Source organism: Shewanella sp. CG12_big_fil_rev_8_21_14_0_65_47_15 (assembly GCF_002783505.1).
Lineage (GTDB): Bacteria > Pseudomonadota > Gammaproteobacteria > Enterobacterales > Shewanellaceae > Shewanella.
The window spans coordinates 68,637-88,957 of record NZ_PFGL01000066.1 but is presented as its reverse complement, the minus strand read 5'-3'; the positions used below and the strand labels follow the sequence as shown (position 1 = coordinate 88,957).

The window sequence follows — 20,321 nt, the reverse complement described above, 5'->3', positions numbered from 1 at the left end:
AAACCATATCGATCTGTGAAATTAACCTGACACAGAATTATGAACAGCCTCCTAATCTGAGTTCTGCGAGGGCGTGGCATACAAACCTCCTTGTTTAATGCTCAACCAAAGCATAGTCGGAGGTTAATTGCAGCGCCATTAAAGCAGGGTGTCCAGTTTTGTCATCTACTTGTTAGCATTTATCCAATTTCAACTTAATCAATCTTAAGATCTAAAATCTTTAATATCTTCAAGCAGATCTTTTGTTTGTTTTTTGATTCGTCTACGAAAGTGATAGTCAATCTGCGCGTCTGTGAGAGTCTTACCCTCTACATCCTTTGGGAAATACTTATGGAGTAAAGCTAATTTCTGATGTCGTTGGTATTTATCAAAGTTAGGGATGTAATTTGTTTGGAAGCGATTATGGGTCAGTTCTTTAAACGCTCGAGAGAATCGTTTTGGTTTACCTGAAATTTTGAATCGTTTTATAAGCTTATTAACATAGTTATCTAATTCGTGTAGCAATTTTTCATCGTTAATCATCGAAAAGAAAAACAACCATCCTTTACTTTTTTTCTCAAACACACAACCAGTAATACGCATATCTAAACGCCATAAAAGAAATTCTTCATTGCTATGCTTTGAATATTTGCTTGCTGTAAATATGGCAGCTATGGAATCCTTTAGGCGATCTATGGTGCCCTGTCTTGCCGTTACAGTTTCGCCTTTAAAATAATACCCGAGATAGCTAAATGGATGGCCTATCTTTTCGATAACTGACTTGTCTGAATTTGGATCGGGTTTATGGACAATTAGACCAATCTTCCTGAATCGCTTTATGATGTCGTTGGCTAGGTCTTGAGCCTTATCGAACTCACATAAAATTAAGACATCATCAACATAGCGAAAATAGCTAATACCTTCATACTGTTTAAGCACACGATCAATATTACTCATGTAAATGGCAGCCAAGATGTTAGACACCGCCAACCCTTGAGGAACACCTTTGGTTTCTAGATTATCGTTTCTACATGACTTCACTACTGTGGGTGAAGAAATAGCAGATTGGATTAATCCTAAAATATACTCATGTTCTCCACGAATCCGTTTACGTAAACGAGACACCAGTTCTGGATGAAGTATTGAAGGATAAAACTGTGTGACGTCAAGTTTAATAAATCCGTTGAATGTCTTGGTATCGAGAGCTGTTTTAACTCTCGATATCACATCCTGAGGAAGTTCAAAATTAACTGAAGTATTGTAGCGTTCTGACAAAAAATCATTTAAGGCTCGCAGTGCTATGCGATCTCTTACTGTGGGAATTGAAATTTCTCTGGGAGGTTTTCCTTTTCCCTTGGTGACTAACTTCAGCTTATATTTGCTAAATCTATAGGTCCCAGCAAGGGATTTTCGAGACAATACTTCTAGTTGGTCATCTAGCTGTTTAAGAAACGTTGCTGGGTCAAGGTTATCTATTCCCGTTGCCCCAGAAAGAGCAACATTCTCTTTGAAAATTCGAGATAGATTTTCAACTGAGAAGTGCTTCTCAAACTGATGCCGGACATTCATGGGGACTCCACAAGATAAAGAATATAGCTATTGGCAATACATACATGACTAAGAGCATCATTATTTGTATAAAGATGTCTTTATAAAAAATAAACCAGTGATAACACGTAGGACATTTTGACATATCTGGTTTTAAACCTGTCTTTTTATCTGTTTTACCACGAGCAGAGAGGTGTTCAATACATAGCGCTTTTACCATATCAGAGTCTGTATGATTTTCACAAAGACCCAACAGTCTTTCATATTCTTCACGAACACTATTCCAGCTGTCTACGTTAGAACTAGAAGATTCTTCTAAAAATTTTGCTTTATTCTGAATCCCTTTGAGAGCTTCATAGCATTCTTTTATTTGTGAAGAACGTTCCTTAAATGATCTACCTGCGATGAACCCTGACATGGTCAATGACAAAACCGAATAGATTACCCAAGCGACGCTAGCATATTCACCGTCAACATTAAACTTTAGATAATAGATGGATACAGCAACGCCAAAAAAAGCGTACCATAGCATTATCAACTGTGATTGATAAGCGCTGGCAAGCAACCTTTTCTCAGTTTGGATTTTAGCTTTTCTAGTCCACCAGATATCGTCAGATAATGCCATAAATTCCTTCTTATAATTTGATGTCCTGTGCGTTGATTTTAGTAATGATAAGTGAACACCCGTTCTAGTCGGGCAAGGCTTTTACACCTAAGAGCCAAGGCTCTTCATAATTAGTATCACTCTGAATTGGATTCAGAGTGGCCGACTTATATCGAAACATATGCCGGCACGCACAGGACGATCATGATTCTATCACTATTCTCATTAGATTCTATAAGCAAGTGTGTTAAGGCCTGAGAAAATTAGATACTTTCTAAATCCTCAAAAATACAGCCTCTCATACACTGCTTGCGACTGAATCGCCACAGTCAAAGTAGCACTTTGTAGCATTACAAAAATTTGGTCATCAATTATTATTCGAAAGCTGTCAGCGAACGACGCCGAAACAAGGAATGGGCAATATCTTTTTAGCTGAACGAACAGCCAGAGGGTTAGTGAGGATTGGCATTGTTGCACCAGTGACCGTTGGCGACATGGTTGCTCATTCACATCCATGTGATCGCAACATTCGTAAATCCATATACAGCAGATGTCGCCGTCGAGCCTATATGGATACGTCTTTTTAAATCAAAGGACGGCGTGTCACTGGGGAAATAATGACAATAAGTGCAGCACAACTGACGACAAATTTGCCTTGCTTTGGGGCAATAGCTTTTTAGGGCAGACTTCGAAATTGAGAACTTACTTAAGATTGGCATTGTTGCACCAGTGACCTTCTAAAACATGGATGTTTTAGTAGAGCCCTCAGGGACGCTTCTTGTTAAATGCAAGAGCGGCGTGTCACTGGGGAAGCAATGACAATTAATACGTAATGCGCGTAACTCAACTGTCTTGCTTTGGAGCAATATCTTTTTAGCTAAATGAACAGTGTAAGGGGTAGTTAAGATTGCCACTGTTGCACCAGTGACCGTTGGCGGCATGGCCGATCTTTCACATCTGACCCATAGGGATACTCTTTATTTAATAAAGGGACGGCGTGTCACTGGGGCAATGTATACCGTCCAATGTATGATTCAGCTATCTTGCTTTGGGGCAAAGTTAGTTTTTGCTGGAGGTTTCACTCTCTTTGGCTGAGGGACTGGCAATATCCGTTCCGGCATCTAAATACTGTTTATAGGTATCATCACCCCAGGCCATGAGCTTATTGTTCCTAAAAATGAGAGGAGTGCATTCTTCTTTAGTGGTGATACCATCGGATTTTTGATGGTGAGTGCGATAAAAGAGCACTTGCAATTGTGTTTCTTGAACCGCTTTGGCCTCTGAAAAATCCGCTTTACCCAATAGCGACTTCACCTCGGTAATGTCCTGCCCTAGGCTTAAATCAGTCATTTTTTGGCTGTTATAGACTTGCCTGTCTTCCCAATCCATTTCATCTGGGGTCGGTTCATAGACGAGTACAACCACAGCGACAAAGGCCACATAGGCGGCGAATATACTACCAATAATTACCGAGGCTTTTGATTTCATTTAACCTTATCCTTTGCTCATCAAGTGAGTCTTCCTAGCTCGCCAATAAAATACGCTTTTGTTGCCTTAAGGTAAATGCGTTTATTGCAACTTAGTGTTAACAATGGATCTTATTGCTCTATGCTGGGTGTGGGATGTGTGCGCTTGCTCGGAAGTCTTTTAAATTGATATTGAGGGGCAAATCCGTTTGTAATTGCGCCAGTTTGTAACTGAGGCGTGCCATTTCTTTGCCTTCGGCCAGTTTCTTCGCTTGCTTAGCGCCCAAGTTAGGCAAAGATGAAAAGAGCGCGCTTAAGGTTCTAAAGGTTTTTAATAGCTCTGCCGCCGATTTAGGGCCAATCCCCGCGATACCGGGAATTTTATTACCACTATCACCGGCGAGCGCCATTAAATCGAGAAACTGGCTGCGTTCGACCCCAAGCTTTTGCTCTAATGCGGTGATATCGAGGTATTGTTGATTAAAATGATCCCATTGGCTTATGCGGGAATGATTTAGTTGACTAAACCCCTTATCGGTTGAAACGATAATGGCTTCTCCCTGCGCCTTGGCGGTTTTCATCGCGAGTGTGGCGATAACATCATCGGCCTCGGCGGCGGCATAAATGGAGCCTATGCCCATTAATGTTAAATGATCTTGCAGCGCAGTGAGCCCCTTTGCCAGCGGCTCTGGCATAGGTTTACGGCCTTTTTTATAATCGGGGTAAAGCTGTTTTCGCCAGGAAATTTCATCGCCATCCCAGACTATAGCGACATGGGTTGGCTGGTGGACGCGCAGCAGTTTCGAACATGCCGAACTGACACGCTCCTTAAGGCTAGCCATATCGTTCTCATCGGGGATCGCTGCATAAATACGGCGAACCAAATTGAGACCATCGATAATTAAGAACTTATTCATTGGCAAATTTGCATAAGTTAACCGCCGCTATTTGACGATTTTATAGCAGGGAACATAGGTGCTTCCCGGCAGTTTCATTCTGTGTTGGGTGACGAATGCACTCAGTAGATTGTCCATCAGCTCCATTAAACGGGGATCCCCTTTTAATAGGAAGGGGCCAAAACGCTCAATATGTTTGATCGTATCCGATTTAACATTTCCCGCTACTATACCCGAAAATGCCTTGCGAAGGTTGGCGGCAAGGTCGGCTTTATTGGTTTGGAAGTGCAAATCCAAATTTGCCATGACTTCGTGGGTTGGAACAAAAGGCAATTGGAATTCAGGCTCAATTTTCAGTGCCCATTGGTATTGATAGGCATCACCCGTGGCACGGCGGTAGGTTTTGACCTGCTCCATACCTTGCTTCATCACTCTTGCCACCTCTGCGGGATTGTCTATGATGATTTGGTATTTTTTCTGTGCATTAGATCCTAATGTTGCCCCAATAAACTCATCTATTTTACTAAAATACTCGGCACTTTCCGTCGGCCCTGTGAGCACGAGTGGGAAGGGGGTTTCTTGGTTTTCTTTATTAAGCAAAATCCCTAGGATATAGAGCAGCTCTTCTGTCGTGCCTGCACCACCAGGGAAAATAATAATACCATGGCCCAGCCGTACGAAGGCTTCCAGACGTTTTTCGATATCGGGCAGGATAACCAGTTCATTGACGATTTGGTTGGGCGGCTCGGCGGCGATAATACTAGGTTCAGTCAAACCAATATAACGCGCGTTTTTAACGCGTTGTTTCGCATGGCCGATAGCAGCACCCTTCATCGGGCCTTCCATTGCGCCGGGACCACAGCCAGTACAGATATCCAGTTCCCTTAGTCCAAGTTGGTAACCCACCTCTCGGGTGTATTGATATTCGACGGCATTGATACTGTGACCACCCCAACACACAACCACATTGGGATCCTTCATCGGTGCAATTGCTCGGGCATTGCGCAGTATGTCGAACACCACATTGGTAATATGGCTCGCATTGGTCAAGTTGATGTGCTTTAGCGTATCGTATTTATCGCTGATATAGAGAATGTCCCTGAGCACAGCGAACAGATGTTCTTGTATACCGACGATAATTTGGCCATCGACGAAGGCTTGTTCTGGAGGATTAATGAGTTCTAATTTTACGCCGCGTTCTCGCTGCAGGACGTTGATATCGAAATTATGATATTGCTCGAATAAGGCTTTAGAGTTATCGGTTTTTAAACCCGCAGCAAGCACGGCTAATGAACAGTTACGATACAGTTGATAGAGTGCGCTTTTGGCGCTTTTTTTAAGGCGATCAACTTCGAGTTGTGAAAGCTGATCCATGCTACCTTTTGGGCTGATTTTGACTATCATTTACCACTCCTTCATGTCGACAGGAGTGATAAGAGGAGACGTATAGTTGGGTCTACTTATACGTCTATCACAACCCTGTCTCTGCTTTCATGTTTTGCTTTGTAGAGTGCTGCGTCGGCGCGCTCGAAGGTTTCATGTATGAGTTCATTCCCCATAACTTGCGCAGCCCCTATAGATACTGTAACTGTAATTCTCTGATTTTTAAATTTAAATGGAATATTTTTTACTTTCTCTCGCACTCTGTTCAAAAGTTGAACAATGTCACCATTGCCGACATCGGGGAGTAAAAGTACAAATTCTTCACCACCATAACGGGCGACAAACTCAGTATCTCGGAGTGAATTTTTAAGTGCCATGGCGATAACCTGCAGCGTTTTATCGCCAGTGCTGTGGCCAAAACTGTCATTGATCGTTTTAAAGTGATCAATATCGGCTACCGCCACCCAGAGTGGGCTCTTATGGCGTTGATAGTTGCGATATTCCAGCTCCATGCGTTCTTCTAAGGCGGCACGGTTAGGTAACTGCGTTAGGCTATCGAGTAAATTGAGTTTTTGTTGTTCGAACAAACGCTCCTTATAGGTATTGGCCTCTGTGCTCAGTTCATTGAGTTCTTTACGCATGGTCTCCATCGACTTGCGCAGTAAGGCTTGCTCCCTCTGTTCGAGGGCTTCTTTGCGGGCAAGGGCTGAACGAATCGAATTAAGTTGCTCGGTCAGTTGTGCCTTGAGATCGACGACATCTTCCACATCGATGATAATCTCACCGGCGTTATCGACGCGGGTGTTGATCTCACGATTGAGCTGGGTCTTAAGTTGGAAGCTGCGCTGATTGTGGTTATAGGATTCAGTGACGACTTCTCGCACGGCGGATAAGGCATCGTTCAGGGCATATAAAAACTCCTGTGATGCCGATTTTTCACGGGCGATATTGTCGAGCAGTAAGGATAAAATCGTCTGGTAGGCTTCGAGCAAACTGTCGATTTCGATGTCCGATGCCAGCACTTCTTTAATGACTAAGACTTGGTCCCGCTGATCTTTACGAAATTCGATTTCCGAAATCATCTGTGCTAACTCATGGGCTAGCTGTCGATGTTTGGGGAGAACATCGAGTTTTTCTGATTCGTTAAACTGCTGCTGTAGGATGGTTTCGTAGAAGCCAATAATTTGTTTTACTTTGGGAATATACTCCCAAACCGTGTGAAACGGTTTGGCGAGATCCTGCTTGAAATAGTTAACTTCTTTTTTTAGCTTTTCGGGGGCAGAGTTTACCCTTTGGATCTGACGGATCACCTGTGCAAGGCCCGTTCTACTCTCTTCGAGCTGTACCATCACATGGTGATACTGGCCTTTTAGCAGGCGCTCGACATCAACTAATTCTGGCAACGCCTCATCGACTCGCTCAAACGTATTTAAGTTATGGCGAAGTTTGGCGAGTTTATTATCCAGCTCAAGATTTTGCCCTTTACAGGCGAGATTTAAATGGCCAATAAATTGGAGTAACGTTTGTAACTTGGCATTTCTATCTTCATTGATTTCATCTAGGGCAAGTTTAGCCGAGTGAAGTTTTTGTTGAAGTAATGCAAGTTGTGAAACTGTCGCGTTGGAATCCTTCATCCGGAGTGTTTTCCTAGCTCTGCAAGGCTAAAAAGCATGATGATCCTCTGTCCAGATTAGCTATTAACTCTCATGCTACTAATGTTATAACAACGGCGGTAGAGTGCAAATCTGTTTGCCCGTGTGTCTGTGATTAATTGCTGATATTGATCAAATATTTTCCAATAAATGCCTATCTTGGTTATTTTCCCAGCAAGGCCAGTGAGTTTCCTCCTTATTGCCGTTGGTTTCGACTCGAATAAGCCCGCGTTCGATGCCCTTCTCAAGGTGTAGGAAGAGTGGGTTCGCAAAGAGGCTAGAGGGCACAAAATCCAGTGCTCTAAGGGTAACAAAATGATCCCTATTTGTCGGTAAACTACGGGCACAGGCGAGTGCCATTTGCGCGGTTTCAAATTGCAATTTGGGGTCCATTTTCATTTCTGATTTGGTGAGTAAGGGCAAGTGGATAAATCCAAGATTAAAGGTTTGCGTGAGTTGCCGGCCATCGAGTTGTTGTCGCATGCGTGTGATAACCTGCTGTGGCTCAATACTCTCGGTGAATCGTACGGCCAACACCCCTTGTCTAATCACATAAACAGGCATGGAGAAGGTTTCTGAGATGAGGTCTGCGAGCTGTGTCATTACGGCATTAGCAAAATATTGGCCATGCTTGATATCTGAGGTTAGGTAGTCTTGAAATTCAATTAAGCCAAGGGCCATGGTGGGAAGTGGGTTTGAATGTCCGTCACCTAAATGGGCAAGCAGTGCGGCATAACCTAAGTGATGGGTAAACGGCTCCTCTTGACTCAATCGTGTTAGCGCTTCATTTTGGGCGAGCATTTTTCGGCGATGATTGAACAGTATAATGATGATTATCATCAAGATAGCTGCAATCAATCCACATAGGGCTAAGAGTTTATTGGTGTTTTTTGATGCTTGAATCCTATCGTCAAGCTTCCCCTGCAGCATACTGAGTTCGAGCTTGAGTTGCTGCTCAGCGAGGGCTGAGGCCGATACTGTCGGGTCTTTTTCGGGTGTTTGTGTCTGTTGACTCAGTTCGATAATGCGTTTTTGGGTGGCAATCGTCCTACTTTGATCCCCTAATTTTTCGGCGGCGAGGGCGATTTGCGTCAACGCGGATTTTTGCTCATCCGTGAGCTGTAACTCATTGGCGAGTGCCAAGGCGTTGTCGGCATGGGTCATCATCAGCGTCCAATCTTCTTTGGCTTGGGCTATTTCCCCAATTAAGAGTTCATTGTAGACGAGATAGTGATGGCTTTGTTTTTCTTTAAATATTTGGTTCGCCATCAATAAATACTTTAGGGCGCTACTATTATCACCGATATGTGAATACGCTTGGCCAAGGTTATGAAAGTTGAGACCTTGAGCAATATAGTTGCCACGCTTAGCATCTAATTGTTGGGCATTGAGGTAGTAATCTATCGCTTTATTCCAATCCCCTTGCTCGCCGTATACCATAGCTATCACTGTCATACAGCTTGATAGATAGGTGTCATTGCCGAGTTTTTTAAAGCCAGCCGCAGCCTCATGGGCATTCTTCAGTGCCTCATCCCATTGTTTTAAGTCTCGATACACTTTGGCAAGTTGTAGCTGAAGATGGGTTTTCATCGAGGGATAGTTGGAGCGATTTGATAGTCGAATGGCTTCGCTATAATGTTGTAGTGATTTAGTGAGTTGTTGATTTTTATTGTAATAGTGACCAAGTTTCGATTCTGCTGCCGCAATCAAATAATCATTTCTGAGCTTGTAGGCAATATCCCGGTAGGTGTGAAAGTGCATTAACGCTGGCACGTCCTGACGGATCACTAAATGCAAGCCACCTAAATGTTCGTGAATCGTATGTTTGAGTAACATGGCTTCAATATCGAAGCTGTCGTTAATGCGAGTTATTGCTTCATTGTAGAAAGTAATCGCTTCTTGATATTTTTGCTCTGTTCGCCCAAGGTAACGGCCTCGCAGCATGGATACCATCGCTTGTTCATAGGGGGACTGGGCAATGCTAGTGAGGAGTTCGATTAGCGTCTTGGCATCTTGAAACCCAACCTTAGATTTAACATTCGGCTCCATATTGAGTCTTGCGAGCAGTTGCAAAATATGTTCGAACTCATCGGGTTTATAGCCTTGTTCCTTGGCGGCTCGTTCGAACTGCTCCCGATTTTTAAAGGTGATAGGAAAAGAGATTGATTTATTTAAGCTGTCGTACATTTTCTGCGGGGTTTCGCGCAGTTCTATCTCTTCCGATTCGAGATCGCGCCCTAGGGTGCTAAAGGAGACTGACAGCAACAAGGTCACGAGAATAACGATGAGTTTATGCATGTGAAGGGGGATCCCATATTTCCTAAATCAAGGCATTTATTTTGTTAGCTTTTGTTAGCGCCTAATGAGGATGCTACATCGACTTGTTATACTTGGGAAAATCATAAGAAGCATAATAACAGAAGGAAGCAAGAGTGAAACCCAACAGATTATCAATCTTGGTATTAAGTGCATTATTTTCGGCCAATGTGTTGGCAGATGTAAACTATAAAATTGAGCTGAGTCAGCCAGAGCAGCATCTAGCCCAGGTGAGTGTGACTTTCCCACAGGTGAACGCGAGTGAGTTCACCGTTAATCTGCCCGTGTGGCGCACGGGGAAATATCAAGTCTTGCCCCTATCCGACGGAATCCGTTTATTCAGTGCTAAAGATAGCCAAGGCCAGGCTCTCCCATGGAAGCGCACTGCGAGTGGTGAGTGGCAAGTGGCGCTCACACAGCCAACCAGCGTGACCGTCAGTTATCAGTTATATGCCAATGAATTAGGCCAAAGGGTACGCCATATAGATGCGAGCCACGCCTATTTAGATGCCAGCGGCGTGTTTATGTACAGCCCGCAATTTCGCTCAGAGCCTGTATCGGTCCAATTGAATGTGCCTGACACTTGGCAAAGTTACTCGGGTATGGCTTCAGGCACGCCAGCGCACTCTTTTATCGCGCCGAATTACGATGTGCTCATCGACTCCCCTATCGAGACGGGCATCAGTACCCACAAATCATTCAGTGCCAACGGCAAAAACTATGAATTGATCTTTTGGGGGGAAGGTAACTATGACACAGAAAAAGTGGTTAAGGATTTAACGGCATTAAGTGGCCAGGCTAAGGCGATTTGGGATGACTATCCCTTTGATCGCTATGTTTATATGGTGCATGCCACCAGCGGAGCCAGTGGCGCGACAGAACATGTAAACTCTACCGTTATCCAGCTGCCGCGCTTTAGTTTCCGTGAGCGCAAGGATTACCTGCGTTTTATTAGCACGGCTTCCCACGAGTTTATCCACACTTGGAACGTGAAGGCCTATCGCCCTGCGGGACTCGTGCCCTATGACTATCAGCATGAAAATATGACGGAATTACTGTGGATGGCCGAAGGCTCTACCAGTTATTTCCAAGGTCAGCTATTGCTGCGTGCAGGGGTGATAACGCCTAAAGAGTTCCTCGAAGACTTAGCTAAACGCGTTGAGAAAAACCAGCTGAATCCAGGGCGTGAAACCCAATCAGTCGCCGAGGCGAGTGCTGGAGAGTGGAGCAGTACGGGGGGCGATTATGCGATTAATCACAGTGTAAACATCTATTCTGAGGGTTACTTAACCTCCTTGGCGTTAGATTTCTCGCTGCTGCAGGATACGAAGCTAAAGCATTCATACCGGGATGTACATCGCCGTTTATATCAAGAACACCGAGTGCCAAAGGGCTATAGTGTCGACGATGTGCAGCACATATTGAAGGATTTATCCGGCAAGGATTATACGCCTTGGTGGCAGACAAACGTGAATAGCCCGATGAGCTTAGATTTCCCTGAGCTGTTATCACAGGCTGGGTTAACACTGTCCTATGGTAAAGAGTCGAAAGCCGAGGCATTTGCGGGCATGACGTTAAGCAGCACCCATGGCTCTTTAGTGTTAGACCAAGTGCTGCGTAATGGCCCAGCATGGCAAGCGGGGATTGTTGCGGGTGACGAAGTGTTAGCGATTAACGGTCTTAAGGTGACGGCTGCGGGTTTTGATAAGCGCATCAAAGATTTTAAGGCTGGTGATAGCGTCGAAGTGACATTATTCAGCAACGATAAGCTCAAGCAAGTGAGGATGACGCTCGGCGAGCGGCAAAGCGGTAAGCTAGTGCTCAAGGGCGATGCTAAAACGACTAAACAACAGAAAGCCTTATTCAAGGCTTGGTTAGGCATTGATTGGCCGTTCAATAATAAAGGCGAGCTAGCGTCTAAAGCGGAATGACTAAATCAAGTGACATTCAACTTGATGCGGTTAAGTCTACAGCCTTCATCTTAGGCGTTTAATTGATATAAAAAAGGCGCTCCCGCATTTAAAAGGGGGCGCCATTGGCTATTTTATATTGCAACTTACTCTTACAAACGAGTGGCAGATGTAGCTTACCTAACTCGCCTAGGTTTAAACCTGCGCCTCTTCGAGCCCACCAAGGGCCGAGACGAGTGCATGCATCAAGGCGACTAACTCGCTGCCCATCAAGGCAAAGTCGGCATCTAAACGCGCCATAGGATCATCGGTACCCACTTCATCGTTACCCGCTCTAAATTCTTCAGAAAATTTAAGGCGTTTAACACTGGCGTCCGATTGCAACAGCAGGGCGATCGATTGGCCAAAATGCAGGGCTAACTTATGCACTTCTTTGCCTGTGGCTAAGTGGGCCAATACTTCGTCTTCCTTAAGATCCTGCTGCTTAAAGCGGACTATCCCACCTTCGTCCGCGGTGGATTTAAGTTCAGCTTCATCTTGCATTTCAAAGGGTAATGGTGCGCTGCCAAGCTTTAACCATTCGGTTAAATGGGATTCGACAGGCGCTTTAAAACTTAAGGGGATCACCGGCAAACTGCCTAAGGCTTTGCGTAGGAGTGCTAACAACTCTTCGGCCTTAGTGGCGCTTGAGCTATCGACGAGGATCATTTCCAGTTCTGGCAAAATCAGTGCGTGAGTCTGGCTGCGACGAGAAAATGCCCGTGGCAGTAAGCTAGTGATGATTTCATCTTTGAGCGCATCTTTTTCTTTCTTGGCGAGTTTACGGTTTTCTTCATCTTCGATGAGAGCGACTTTTTCTTCCAAGGCTTCTTTAATGACTTGGCCTGGGAGAATTTTATCTTCTTTAGTCACACAGATCAGATGGCGATTATTGGCGCTGTGTACCAGTGAACTGCCTTGTTTGCCCAGTGCGTTGGAAAAGCCAAACTTACTGACATCTTGGCTTGAGCACGGAGAAAAGGTGAAATCGGCCAGCGCGGTTTCAAGCGCTTCAGTTTCGACGGCAAAAGGTTTATTGAAACGATAAAGAGTAAGATTTTTAAACCACATAAGAGGCGCTCATTGGAAAATAAAGTCGCAGTTTACGGCATAGTTGCAACGGGGTAAACCTACCTTAAATCGTTAAATTTTGCCTCAGTTGCAGAATTCATCAAATTGTAACATTGAAAAAAATCCCGCTGTAACCCTTGTTGTAATTGGCTTTTTATTTTGAGTGTCCAGATGAAACCCTATGATAAAAACCAAGTTGTCACATTTGAAATAAAACTGAAACACATTCATTGCAAACTTTCGGTCGTTCCAAACCAATAACCAAGACGAACATAACGTCGAAAGGATTAAATGATGAACGTTTTTTGTAAAACTCTACTTGCTTCTGCGCTAGCTTCTGCAACTCTGGCTTCAGCTTATGCCGCTGAGCCGCTGACTGTTTATGGTAAGTTGAATGTCACTGCTCAATCGAATGATGAGAAAGGTGATGCTACAACAACTATTCAAAGTAATGCTTCTCGTTTTGGTGTGAAGGGTGATTTCGAACTGTCTAGCTCGCTGGAAGCTTTCTATACAGTTGAATATGAAGTTGATACTGGCGCTGCGACGAGCGACAACTTCAAAGCACGTAATCAATTTGTCGGTCTGAAGGGCTCCTTTGGTTCGTTTTCTGTGGGTCGTAATGACACACTGCTGAAAATCTCTCAAGGTAACGTTGACCAATTCAACGACCTTTCTGGCGATATAAAAAGTCTGTTTAAAGGTGAAAACCGTTTAGGCCAAACTGCAACTTACTTAACACCTTCATTTGGTGGTTTTGTATTCGGTGCAACCTATGCGGCGGAAGGCGATGCTGATCAACAAGGTCAAGACGGTTTCAGCTTAGCGGCCATGTACGGTGATGCTAAATTGAAAAAATCTCCTTTCTACGCCGCAATCGCTTACGATTCAGATGTGAAAGGCTATGAAATTATTCGTGCATCGGTGCAAGGTAAAATCGCTGATTTCACCTTAGGTGGTATGTACCAACAGCAGGAAGAGACCTATAAAGAGTCTCTGCCAGTATCTAAAGACAGCGTAAACGGTTACCTGTTTAGCGCAGCTTACGATATCAACGCTGTTACCTTAAAAGCACAATATCAAGATATGGAAGACAAAGGCGATTCATGGTCTGTGGGGGCTGACTATAAACTAGGTAAGCCAACGAAATTATTTGCTTTCTATACTAATCGTTCATTAGAAGCGTCTACAGATGATGACAAATACATAGGTGTTGGTTTAGAACACAAATTCTAAACTCAGTATTTAAATTCAATTAAGGAGGCAGATTGCCTCCTTTTTTATTGCGATAAACAAACAGTTATATAAACTTATTATGACAAATATCGCTACTATATGGCCCAAACGGCGTGCTTATTCATAAATCTGTAATAAAAATGACTAATAATAGCCGGGTTGACATTCACTGACAGAAAATCACTTATGACTGCAAGGATATTGATAGTAGAAGACGAGTTAGCCATCCGTGAGATGCTGACTTTTGTAATGGAACAGCATGGGTTTACCACCTCTGCGGCGGAGGATTTTGATTCGGCCATTGCGCTGCTAAAGGAGCCTTACCCCGATCTGATTTTATTGGATTGGATGTTTCCTGGCGGAAGTGGTATTCAACTGGCAAAACGTTTGAAGCAAGATGAGTTTACCCGCCAAATTCCGATCATTATGTTAACTGCTCGCGGTGAAGAGGAAGACAAAGTCAAAGGTCTCGAAGTCGGCGCCGATGATTACATCACAAAACCCTTTTCCCCTAAAGAGTTAGTCGCACGTATTAAGGCCGTGTTGCGCCGCAGTGCTCCTACCCGCTTAGAAGAAACCATTGATGTACAAGGCTTATTGCTCGACCCTGTGAGCCATAGGGTGAGTGTGGGCGAGACTGTACTCGATATGGGGCCCACCGAATTTCGTTTATTACACTTTTTTATGACTCACCCAGAACGTGTCTACAGCCGTGAACAGTTGCTCGATAACGTGTGGGGAACCAATGTGTATGTGGAAGACAGAACCGTTGATGTGCATATTAGGCGTCTTCGTAAAGCCGTTGAAGAATCAGGACATGATCGTTTGATCCAGACTGTTCGTGGTGCAGGTTATCGTTTTTCAACACGCATGTAGTGCCTAATAAGAGATAGGCACAAGTTGGCTTTTAGGCTATCTTGTGCTCCTCCTATTTAGCCTGATGTCTGGGTTTATCTATGTCTCATTCTTATTCAGGGTATCGGTTATTTACGCGCTTGGCAGTTTTTCTACTGCTTTGTTTGCTATTTGGTTTATTGGTCGGGAAACCCCTCTGGATACTCACTATCGGCCTGCTAGGTTTAGTGTTGTGGCATTATCGCCAATTAGCACGGCTTAACTTTTGGTTATGGCGAGATAGAAAACTTACACCGCCGCAGGGCAGTGGTAGCTGGGAAGGGGTGTTTAACGGTATTTATCGCCTTCAAGGTAAAAATCGCCGCCGTGTCGGGCAATTGGCGGCGCTGCTAGCCCGATTTCGCCAAGGAGCCGAGGCTCTGCCCGATGCCGCTGTCGTGCTCGACTCAGAACATAATATTTTATGGTGTAATAAGTTAGCGCAGCTTATCCTAGGTTTTGTTTGGCCACAGGATAATGGTCAGCGTATCGACAACTTGATCCGTCACCCCGATTTTTCCGCGTATATTAAATCCGCACAATATAAAGAGCCGTTGGAATTACCTTCGCCTGTATCGGATAGGCGTTTACTCGAAATTCGTATTATGGCCTATGGTGACCGGCAGTTACTGTTAATTGCGCGGGATATTACGCGGATAAGACAACTCGAAGGCATGCGCAAAGAATTTGTCGCCAATGTGTCACACGAACTTAAAACTCCGCTGACCGTGCTGCAGGGGTATCTGGAAATGATGCAAAGCATGGCAGAGCCCGATTCGATAAACGCTAAGCCGCTGGCATTGATGCAGCAGCAAACCCGGCGCATGCAGTCCATGGTCGAGCAGTTGTTAGTATTATCGCGCATTGAGGATGCGGCGGATATTAACCTCGAAAACACGGTCAATATGACGCAGTTAATGGAAGTGCTGAAGGAGGAGGCGAAGGCTCTGGCACAGGATAAATACGAGCTGAGTTTCTACTGTGAGGTGGAGCTTAATTCCCATGGTAATGAATTGCAGCTTCGAAGCGCTTGTTCTAATTTGATTTCTAATGCCATTCGTTACACTGAGCCGGGCGGAAAAATCACAGTGCAGTGGCGCAGTGTGGCGACGGGTGGGCTCTTTAGTGTGACAGATACGGGTGAAGGGATTGCGCCGCAACATATTAACCGCTTAACGGAGCGTTTCTACCGTGTCGACAGCGCCCGCTCAAGGCAAACCGGTGGCAGTGGTTTAGGACTTGCGATCGTCAAACACGCACTTAATCACCATCATAGTGAACTCAATATCAGTAGTGAATTAGGTAAAGGCAGCACTTTTAGCTTTGTGATCCCACTTCATTTAATCGAACGTCAAAAATAAACGTTTGATGTTTATATGAATATTCTTTTTTAAGACAGGCCATTATGGCCTGTTTTATTTTTATAGTTCAGAGTTGCAGGCCTGCGAACTTAAAAAATATAAAAATATGACACTGTCATCTAAGTGTCATATCACCGACATAGAATTGTCACTGTAGCGATTGATACTGGCTGCGTCTGAAGAAACTTAAGTTAGAAATTAGTTAGCTTACTACTGGAGCACATAATGAAACTGAAAAAGCTTGTCGGCGCGATGACCCTCACAGCCGCTGGTGTATTCTCTGCCACTGCCATGGCATCTATTGACCCATCTCTGCCAACTTACGAGAAGGCAAGTGGTGTATCAGGTAACCTCTCATCTGTAGGTTCAGATACCTTAGCCAACATGATGACTCTGTGGGCTGAAGAATTTAAACAGATGTATCCTAACGTTAATATCCAAATTCAAGCTGCGGGCTCTTCTACAGCGCCACCAGCTCTGACTGAAGGCACTTCACAATTCGGTCCAATGAGCCGCAAGATGAAGCCTAATGAAATCGAAGCGTTTGAAAAGCATTATGGTTATAAGCCAACCCAAATTCGTGTGGCGATTGATGCTTTAGCTGTTTTTGTTCATAAAGACAACCCAATCAAAGGCTTAACCGTTGAACAAGTTGACGGTATTTTCTCTTCTACCCACAAATGTGGTAGCAGCGATATCCAACGTTGGGGTGACTTAGGTCTTGACGGTAACTGGTCAGCAAAAGACGTGCAGCTCTATGGCCGTAACTCTGTATCGGGTACCTATGGTTACTTTAAAGAACACGCCCTGTGCAAAGGCGACTTTAAGGCGAACGTGAACGAGCAACCAGGTTCAGCTTCCGTGGTTCAGTCAGTTTCTCAATCATTGAACGCAGTGGGTTACTCAGGTATCGGTTATAAAACTGCTGGTGTGAAAGCGGTTGCGATTGCGAAAAAGGGCAATGACTTTATCGAAGCCACTGCTGAAAACGCAGCTAATGGTACTTACCCATTATCACGTTACTTATATGTATACGTGAACAAGCAACCAAACAAAGACTTAGCACCAATGGAAAAAGAATTTATCCGTTATGTGCTGTCTAAGCAAGGTCAGCAAGTGGTTGAAAAAGACGGTTATGTGACTCTGCCTAAGAGCGTAGTTGCTAAAGATTTAGAACAAGTCGGCATTCGCCTCTAGTCTAAACGGCAAAATAGCTAAGGACCTCCTAGGAGGTCCTTTTTGTTTTTGGTGGTTTTCAATTGAGCTGTTACGAGTTGCGATAAAACGTCCATAAAAAAAGCAACCTAAGTAGGTTGCTGTAAATTCCAATTCGGAATCTTGGGACGGTCGCGCTAGAAACCATCTAAAGGAGAATGATGATGAACGAAGAAACTCATTGCAAAGATTCGGTTCATAATATCTGACTCGGCCTATTGAAATTAGTTCAGCAAGAGTGCAAAAAATTTTCTTACTTTTTGCTATTTATTTTTATTTGATAAAACATGTTACTCATCTTTAGGGCGTGAGTTGTCGTTTTCCATTTGATTGTTTGTAAATTCACAGTTGATAATATGGCCTAGGAAGCTTAATCAAATATAGGTTATTGAGGCGATGTCGTTAGATCCAATACTACAAAATGTGACCACATCAACCACTTGGGATTTCACTCGAGATTATCATTCTTTTGCCAATAGCGACGCGGTGCAAGTAACTCACCTGTCATTGGCGCTCGTTGTCGATTTTGACGAGCAGTGTCTGGTCGGCAAAGCGACGCTTTCTTTGCATTACCTTCGGGAACAAGTCAGCGAATTATGGTTAGACACTCGGGATTTAATCCTATTGGCAGTGACGACTCTGGCGGGGGAACCCCTCGTATTTTCGCTTCAAGAAACGAGCGCCATACTGGGGCAAAAATTGGTGGTCAGTTTACCCAATGTCCGGTGTGACCACATCTGTATTCACTATAAAACCTCGCCGGAGGCTCAAGGGTTGCAGTGGTTAACGCCAGAGCAAACCGCAGGTAAGCAGCTCCCCTATCTTTTTAGTCAATCACAACCGATTAACGCCCGTAGCTGGATCCCTTTGCAGGATACGCCTAAGGTGCGGGTCACCTTCGATGCTAAGGTGCAAGTCCCCAAAGGGATGCGTGCCGTGATGAGTGCGATGAACCATCCCGAAATGCCACACGATGGGGTATTTAGTTTTCAGATGGAAAAGCCCATTCCAACGCATCTTATGGCACTCGCCGTAGGTGATCTCGCATTCCAAGCGATAGGTCCTCGCAGTGGGATTTATACTGAGCCGAGTATGCTTGCCGCCGCGGCTCGCGAGTTCGAAGATACCGAACATATGCTCGAGGTTGCCGAGTCTTTATTGGGTCCCTATGTGTGGGATCGTTATGACATGATTATTTTGCCACCTAGCTTTCCCTTTGGTGGCATGGAGAATCCGCGGCTTGCATTTTTAACGCCAACCCTAATCGCAGGGGATAAGAGTCTAGTATCAACCGTGGCCCATGAGTTGGCGCATTCGTGGACCGGCAATTTGGTCAGCAATGCAACCTGGCGAGATCTCTGGTTAAACGAGGGCTTTACGACTTATTTTACCAATCGAATTGTGGAAGCGGTTTATGGTAAGGAACAGGCTGAATTGGAGTGGGTGATTGAGTTTGGCCGCTTAAAAGAGGAAATGACTTCTTTACCTAAGCACAGGCAAACCTTGCCCGCGAATGTGCAGCAGGGCGATCCCAACCTGGCTTTTAATCGTTTTACCTATGATAAAGCTTCGATGTTTGTACATGACTTAGAGCATAGGCTAGGGCGAGTGGCGTTTGATAAATTTTTACGCAACTATGTGGATCATTTTGCCTTTAAGGCGATTACCACCGAAGTTTTTGTTGAATACGCGCGGCAAACCTTACTGCCATTACACTCAGATAAAATCACTGAGGCCGAGCTTTTAGAGTGGATTTATGGTGAAGGTTTACCCAAAGGATATTGTGGCCCGACTTCTTCGAGCTTAGATAAAGTCGATGATGCGCTGGCATGTTTTCTACAGGGTAAAGCTGCAAGTCAATTAACGGTTAAGGATTGGCGAGTACACCATTGGCAGTATTTTTTAACCCAATTGCCTGAAGTCCTAAGCCAAGTGCAACTGATGGATCTCGATGAAACCTTCCAATTTACCCAATCGACGAATGTGGAAATTGCCTGTGATTGGTTTAGGGTGGCGATTCGGAACCATTATGATCCTGTTTTACCCGCGCTAAGTGCTTATTTGGTGCATATTGGTCGAGGTAAGTTTGTGCGGCCACTCTACGCTGAGTTGCAAATTGCGGGATATCAGGTCGAGTTGGCGGAAATCTACACTAAGGCTCGACCAGGTTATCACCCTTCTATTCAAGTGCAACTAGATAAATCATTAGGATTTTAAACTATTTAGGATAAAAAAATGGCAACCAATGGTTGCCACAAGGAAATCAGAATGGGATACAAAGGAATGCAGTGCGCTAGCGTGTATTCAATTGTGTCCCCAAAGGGAGATGATGATGAACGACCAACCAATTTGACTTAATGCGCTAAAACAGAAACTGTGTCATTTGAGTAGATGAAACTGCTTATTCAACAAGCTTCACTATCCAAGTTGCATTGAATCTTATTCGTTAATCCTTACCTATAGTCAGAGTCACAGTGTTGAATAAAGTTCACCTACGACATAAAAAAATTAAAAATATTTCTCGAAGCCCAAGATAATGGAGTTTAGCGGTTAAGTGATGGGGGCGTGATCAAGTGATGAAATACGGCCATGCTTATTTTACATAAAAATCACTGATATAAAAAAAGGCAACCAAATGGTTGCCTAGTGACCTATTCCTAGGTCAAGGGGGCCGCGCTAGAAGCCCCAGGGAGAATGATGAACATGAAAAAGACATTCGCTGTTCAATATATTTGAGGGGGCTTGTGCGGT

At 44.3% G+C, this 20,321-nt stretch carries 14 protein-coding genes; 6 read left to right on the top strand and 8 right to left on the bottom strand.

All coding sequences use genetic code 11. From position 1 onward, the window contains the following. Positions 1 to 204: 204 nt before the first annotated feature. From COW15_RS19040 to COW15_RS19010, 7 genes are all read right to left on the bottom strand, one after another. The gene (locus COW15_RS19040; protein ID WP_293635054.1) at positions 205 to 1,548 is read right to left on the bottom strand and encodes a reverse transcriptase domain-containing protein; all 1,344 of its coding nucleotides are present in this window, start codon (positions 1,546 to 1,548) and stop codon (positions 205 to 207) included. Then, positions 1,526 to 2,152, bottom strand: coding sequence for an SLATT domain-containing protein (locus COW15_RS19035; protein ID WP_293635052.1), 627 nt, complete (start codon positions 2,150 to 2,152; stop codon positions 1,526 to 1,528). Before COW15_RS19035 ends, COW15_RS19040 begins: the two co-directional genes overlap by 23 nt. A 1,038-nt stretch (positions 2,153 to 3,190) precedes the next feature. Then, on the bottom strand, positions 3,191 to 3,619 hold the full coding sequence (locus tag COW15_RS19030; protein WP_293635050.1) for a DUF3192 domain-containing protein: 429 nt from the start codon (positions 3,617 to 3,619) through the stop codon (positions 3,191 to 3,193). Positions 3,620 to 3,737: 118 nt separating this feature from the next. Next, positions 3,738 to 4,514 carry a flap endonuclease Xni gene (gene xni / locus COW15_RS19025; protein ID WP_293635048.1) on the bottom strand — a complete coding sequence of 259 codons (777 nt, stop codon included), beginning with the start codon at positions 4,512 to 4,514 and terminating at the stop codon, positions 3,738 to 3,740. Positions 4,515 to 4,541: 27 nt separating this feature from the next. Beyond that, positions 4,542 to 5,897, bottom strand: coding sequence for a nucleotide 5'-monophosphate nucleosidase PpnN (ppnN, locus tag COW15_RS19020; protein WP_293635046.1), 1,356 nt, complete (start codon positions 5,895 to 5,897; stop codon positions 4,542 to 4,544). A 56-nt stretch (positions 5,898 to 5,953) separates the two neighbouring features. Further along, positions 5,954 to 7,510 carry a GGDEF domain-containing protein gene (locus COW15_RS19015; protein ID WP_293635044.1) on the bottom strand — a complete coding sequence of 519 codons (1,557 nt, stop codon included), beginning with the start codon at positions 7,508 to 7,510 and terminating at the stop codon, positions 5,954 to 5,956. A gap of 150 nt (positions 7,511 to 7,660) precedes the next feature. Continuing rightward, on the bottom strand, positions 7,661 to 9,826 hold the full coding sequence (locus tag COW15_RS19010; RefSeq protein WP_293635042.1) for a tetratricopeptide repeat protein: 2,166 nt from the start codon (positions 9,824 to 9,826) through the stop codon (positions 7,661 to 7,663). Positions 9,827 to 9,960: 134 nt separating this feature from the next. Between COW15_RS19010 and COW15_RS19005 the strand changes: the two genes are divergently transcribed. After that, positions 9,961 to 11,775 (top strand): PDZ domain-containing protein, encoded by a 1,815-nt coding sequence (locus COW15_RS19005; protein WP_293635040.1) that lies wholly within the window; start codon positions 9,961 to 9,963, stop codon positions 11,773 to 11,775. A 174-nt stretch (positions 11,776 to 11,949) separates the two neighbouring features. On the opposite strand, the gene rdgC is transcribed toward COW15_RS19005, so the two are convergent. Next, positions 11,950 to 12,864 (bottom strand): recombination-associated protein RdgC, encoded by a 915-nt coding sequence (rdgC, locus tag COW15_RS19000; protein WP_293635038.1) that lies wholly within the window; start codon positions 12,862 to 12,864, stop codon positions 11,950 to 11,952. A gap of 291 nt (positions 12,865 to 13,155) precedes the next feature. Between rdgC and COW15_RS18995 the strand changes: the two genes are divergently transcribed. The 5 genes from COW15_RS18995 (at position 13,156) to COW15_RS18975 (ending at position 19,787) form a co-directional block, all read left to right on the top strand. Further along, the gene (locus COW15_RS18995) at positions 13,156 to 14,100 is read left to right on the top strand and encodes a porin (RefSeq protein WP_293635036.1); all 945 of its coding nucleotides are present in this window, start codon (positions 13,156 to 13,158) and stop codon (positions 14,098 to 14,100) included. Between the two features lie 186 nt (positions 14,101 to 14,286). Continuing rightward, positions 14,287 to 14,976, top strand: coding sequence for a phosphate regulon transcriptional regulator PhoB (gene phoB / locus COW15_RS18990; protein ID WP_293635034.1), 690 nt, complete (start codon positions 14,287 to 14,289; stop codon positions 14,974 to 14,976). Between the two features lie 80 nt (positions 14,977 to 15,056). Then, positions 15,057 to 16,355, top strand: coding sequence for a phosphate regulon sensor histidine kinase PhoR (phoR, locus tag COW15_RS18985; protein ID WP_293635032.1), 1,299 nt, complete (start codon positions 15,057 to 15,059; stop codon positions 16,353 to 16,355). A 225-nt stretch (positions 16,356 to 16,580) separates the two neighbouring features. Continuing rightward, entirely contained in the window at positions 16,581 to 17,552 is a 972-nt protein-coding gene (locus tag COW15_RS18980) for a phosphate ABC transporter substrate-binding protein PstS family protein (protein WP_293635030.1), read from the top strand. A gap of 414 nt (positions 17,553 to 17,966) precedes the next feature. Beyond that, complete coding sequence (locus COW15_RS18975; RefSeq protein WP_293635028.1) at positions 17,967 to 19,787, top strand: M1 family metallopeptidase; 1,821 nt, start codon at positions 17,967 to 17,969, stop codon at positions 19,785 to 19,787. The last annotated feature ends 534 nt before the right edge of the window (positions 19,788 to 20,321 follow it).

What these genes read in the sequence shown, in the direction of transcription:
- COW15_RS18995 (WP_293635036.1), top strand. Translation starts at nt 13,156, where the DNA reads ATGATGAACGTTTTTTGTAAAACTCTACTTGCTTCTGCGCTAGCTTCT.
- COW15_RS19010 (WP_293635042.1), bottom strand. Translation starts at nt 9,826, where the DNA reads ATGCATAAACTCATCGTTATTCTCGTGACCTTGTTGCTGTCAGTCTCC.
- COW15_RS19035 (WP_293635052.1), bottom strand. Translation starts at nt 2,152, where the DNA reads ATGGCATTATCTGACGATATCTGGTGGACTAGAAAAGCTAAAATCCAA.
- xni (WP_293635048.1), bottom strand. Translation starts at nt 4,514, where the DNA reads ATGAATAAGTTCTTAATTATCGATGGTCTCAATTTGGTTCGCCGTATT.
- phoR (WP_293635032.1), top strand. Translation starts at nt 15,057, where the DNA reads ATGTCTCATTCTTATTCAGGGTATCGGTTATTTACGCGCTTGGCAGTT.
- COW15_RS19015 (WP_293635044.1), bottom strand. Translation starts at nt 7,510, where the DNA reads ATGAAGGATTCCAACGCGACAGTTTCACAACTTGCATTACTTCAACAA.
- COW15_RS18975 (WP_293635028.1), top strand. Translation starts at nt 17,967, where the DNA reads ATGTCGTTAGATCCAATACTACAAAATGTGACCACATCAACCACTTGG.
- phoB (WP_293635034.1), top strand. Translation starts at nt 14,287, where the DNA reads ATGACTGCAAGGATATTGATAGTAGAAGACGAGTTAGCCATCCGTGAG.
- COW15_RS19040 (WP_293635054.1), bottom strand. Translation starts at nt 1,548, where the DNA reads ATGAATGTCCGGCATCAGTTTGAGAAGCACTTCTCAGTTGAAAATCTA.
- COW15_RS18980 (WP_293635030.1), top strand. Translation starts at nt 16,581, where the DNA reads ATGAAACTGAAAAAGCTTGTCGGCGCGATGACCCTCACAGCCGCTGGT.
- rdgC (WP_293635038.1), bottom strand. Translation starts at nt 12,864, where the DNA reads ATGTGGTTTAAAAATCTTACTCTTTATCGTTTCAATAAACCTTTTGCC.
- COW15_RS19030 (WP_293635050.1), bottom strand. Translation starts at nt 3,619, where the DNA reads ATGAAATCAAAAGCCTCGGTAATTATTGGTAGTATATTCGCCGCCTAT.
- ppnN (WP_293635046.1), bottom strand. Translation starts at nt 5,897, where the DNA reads ATGATAGTCAAAATCAGCCCAAAAGGTAGCATGGATCAGCTTTCACAA.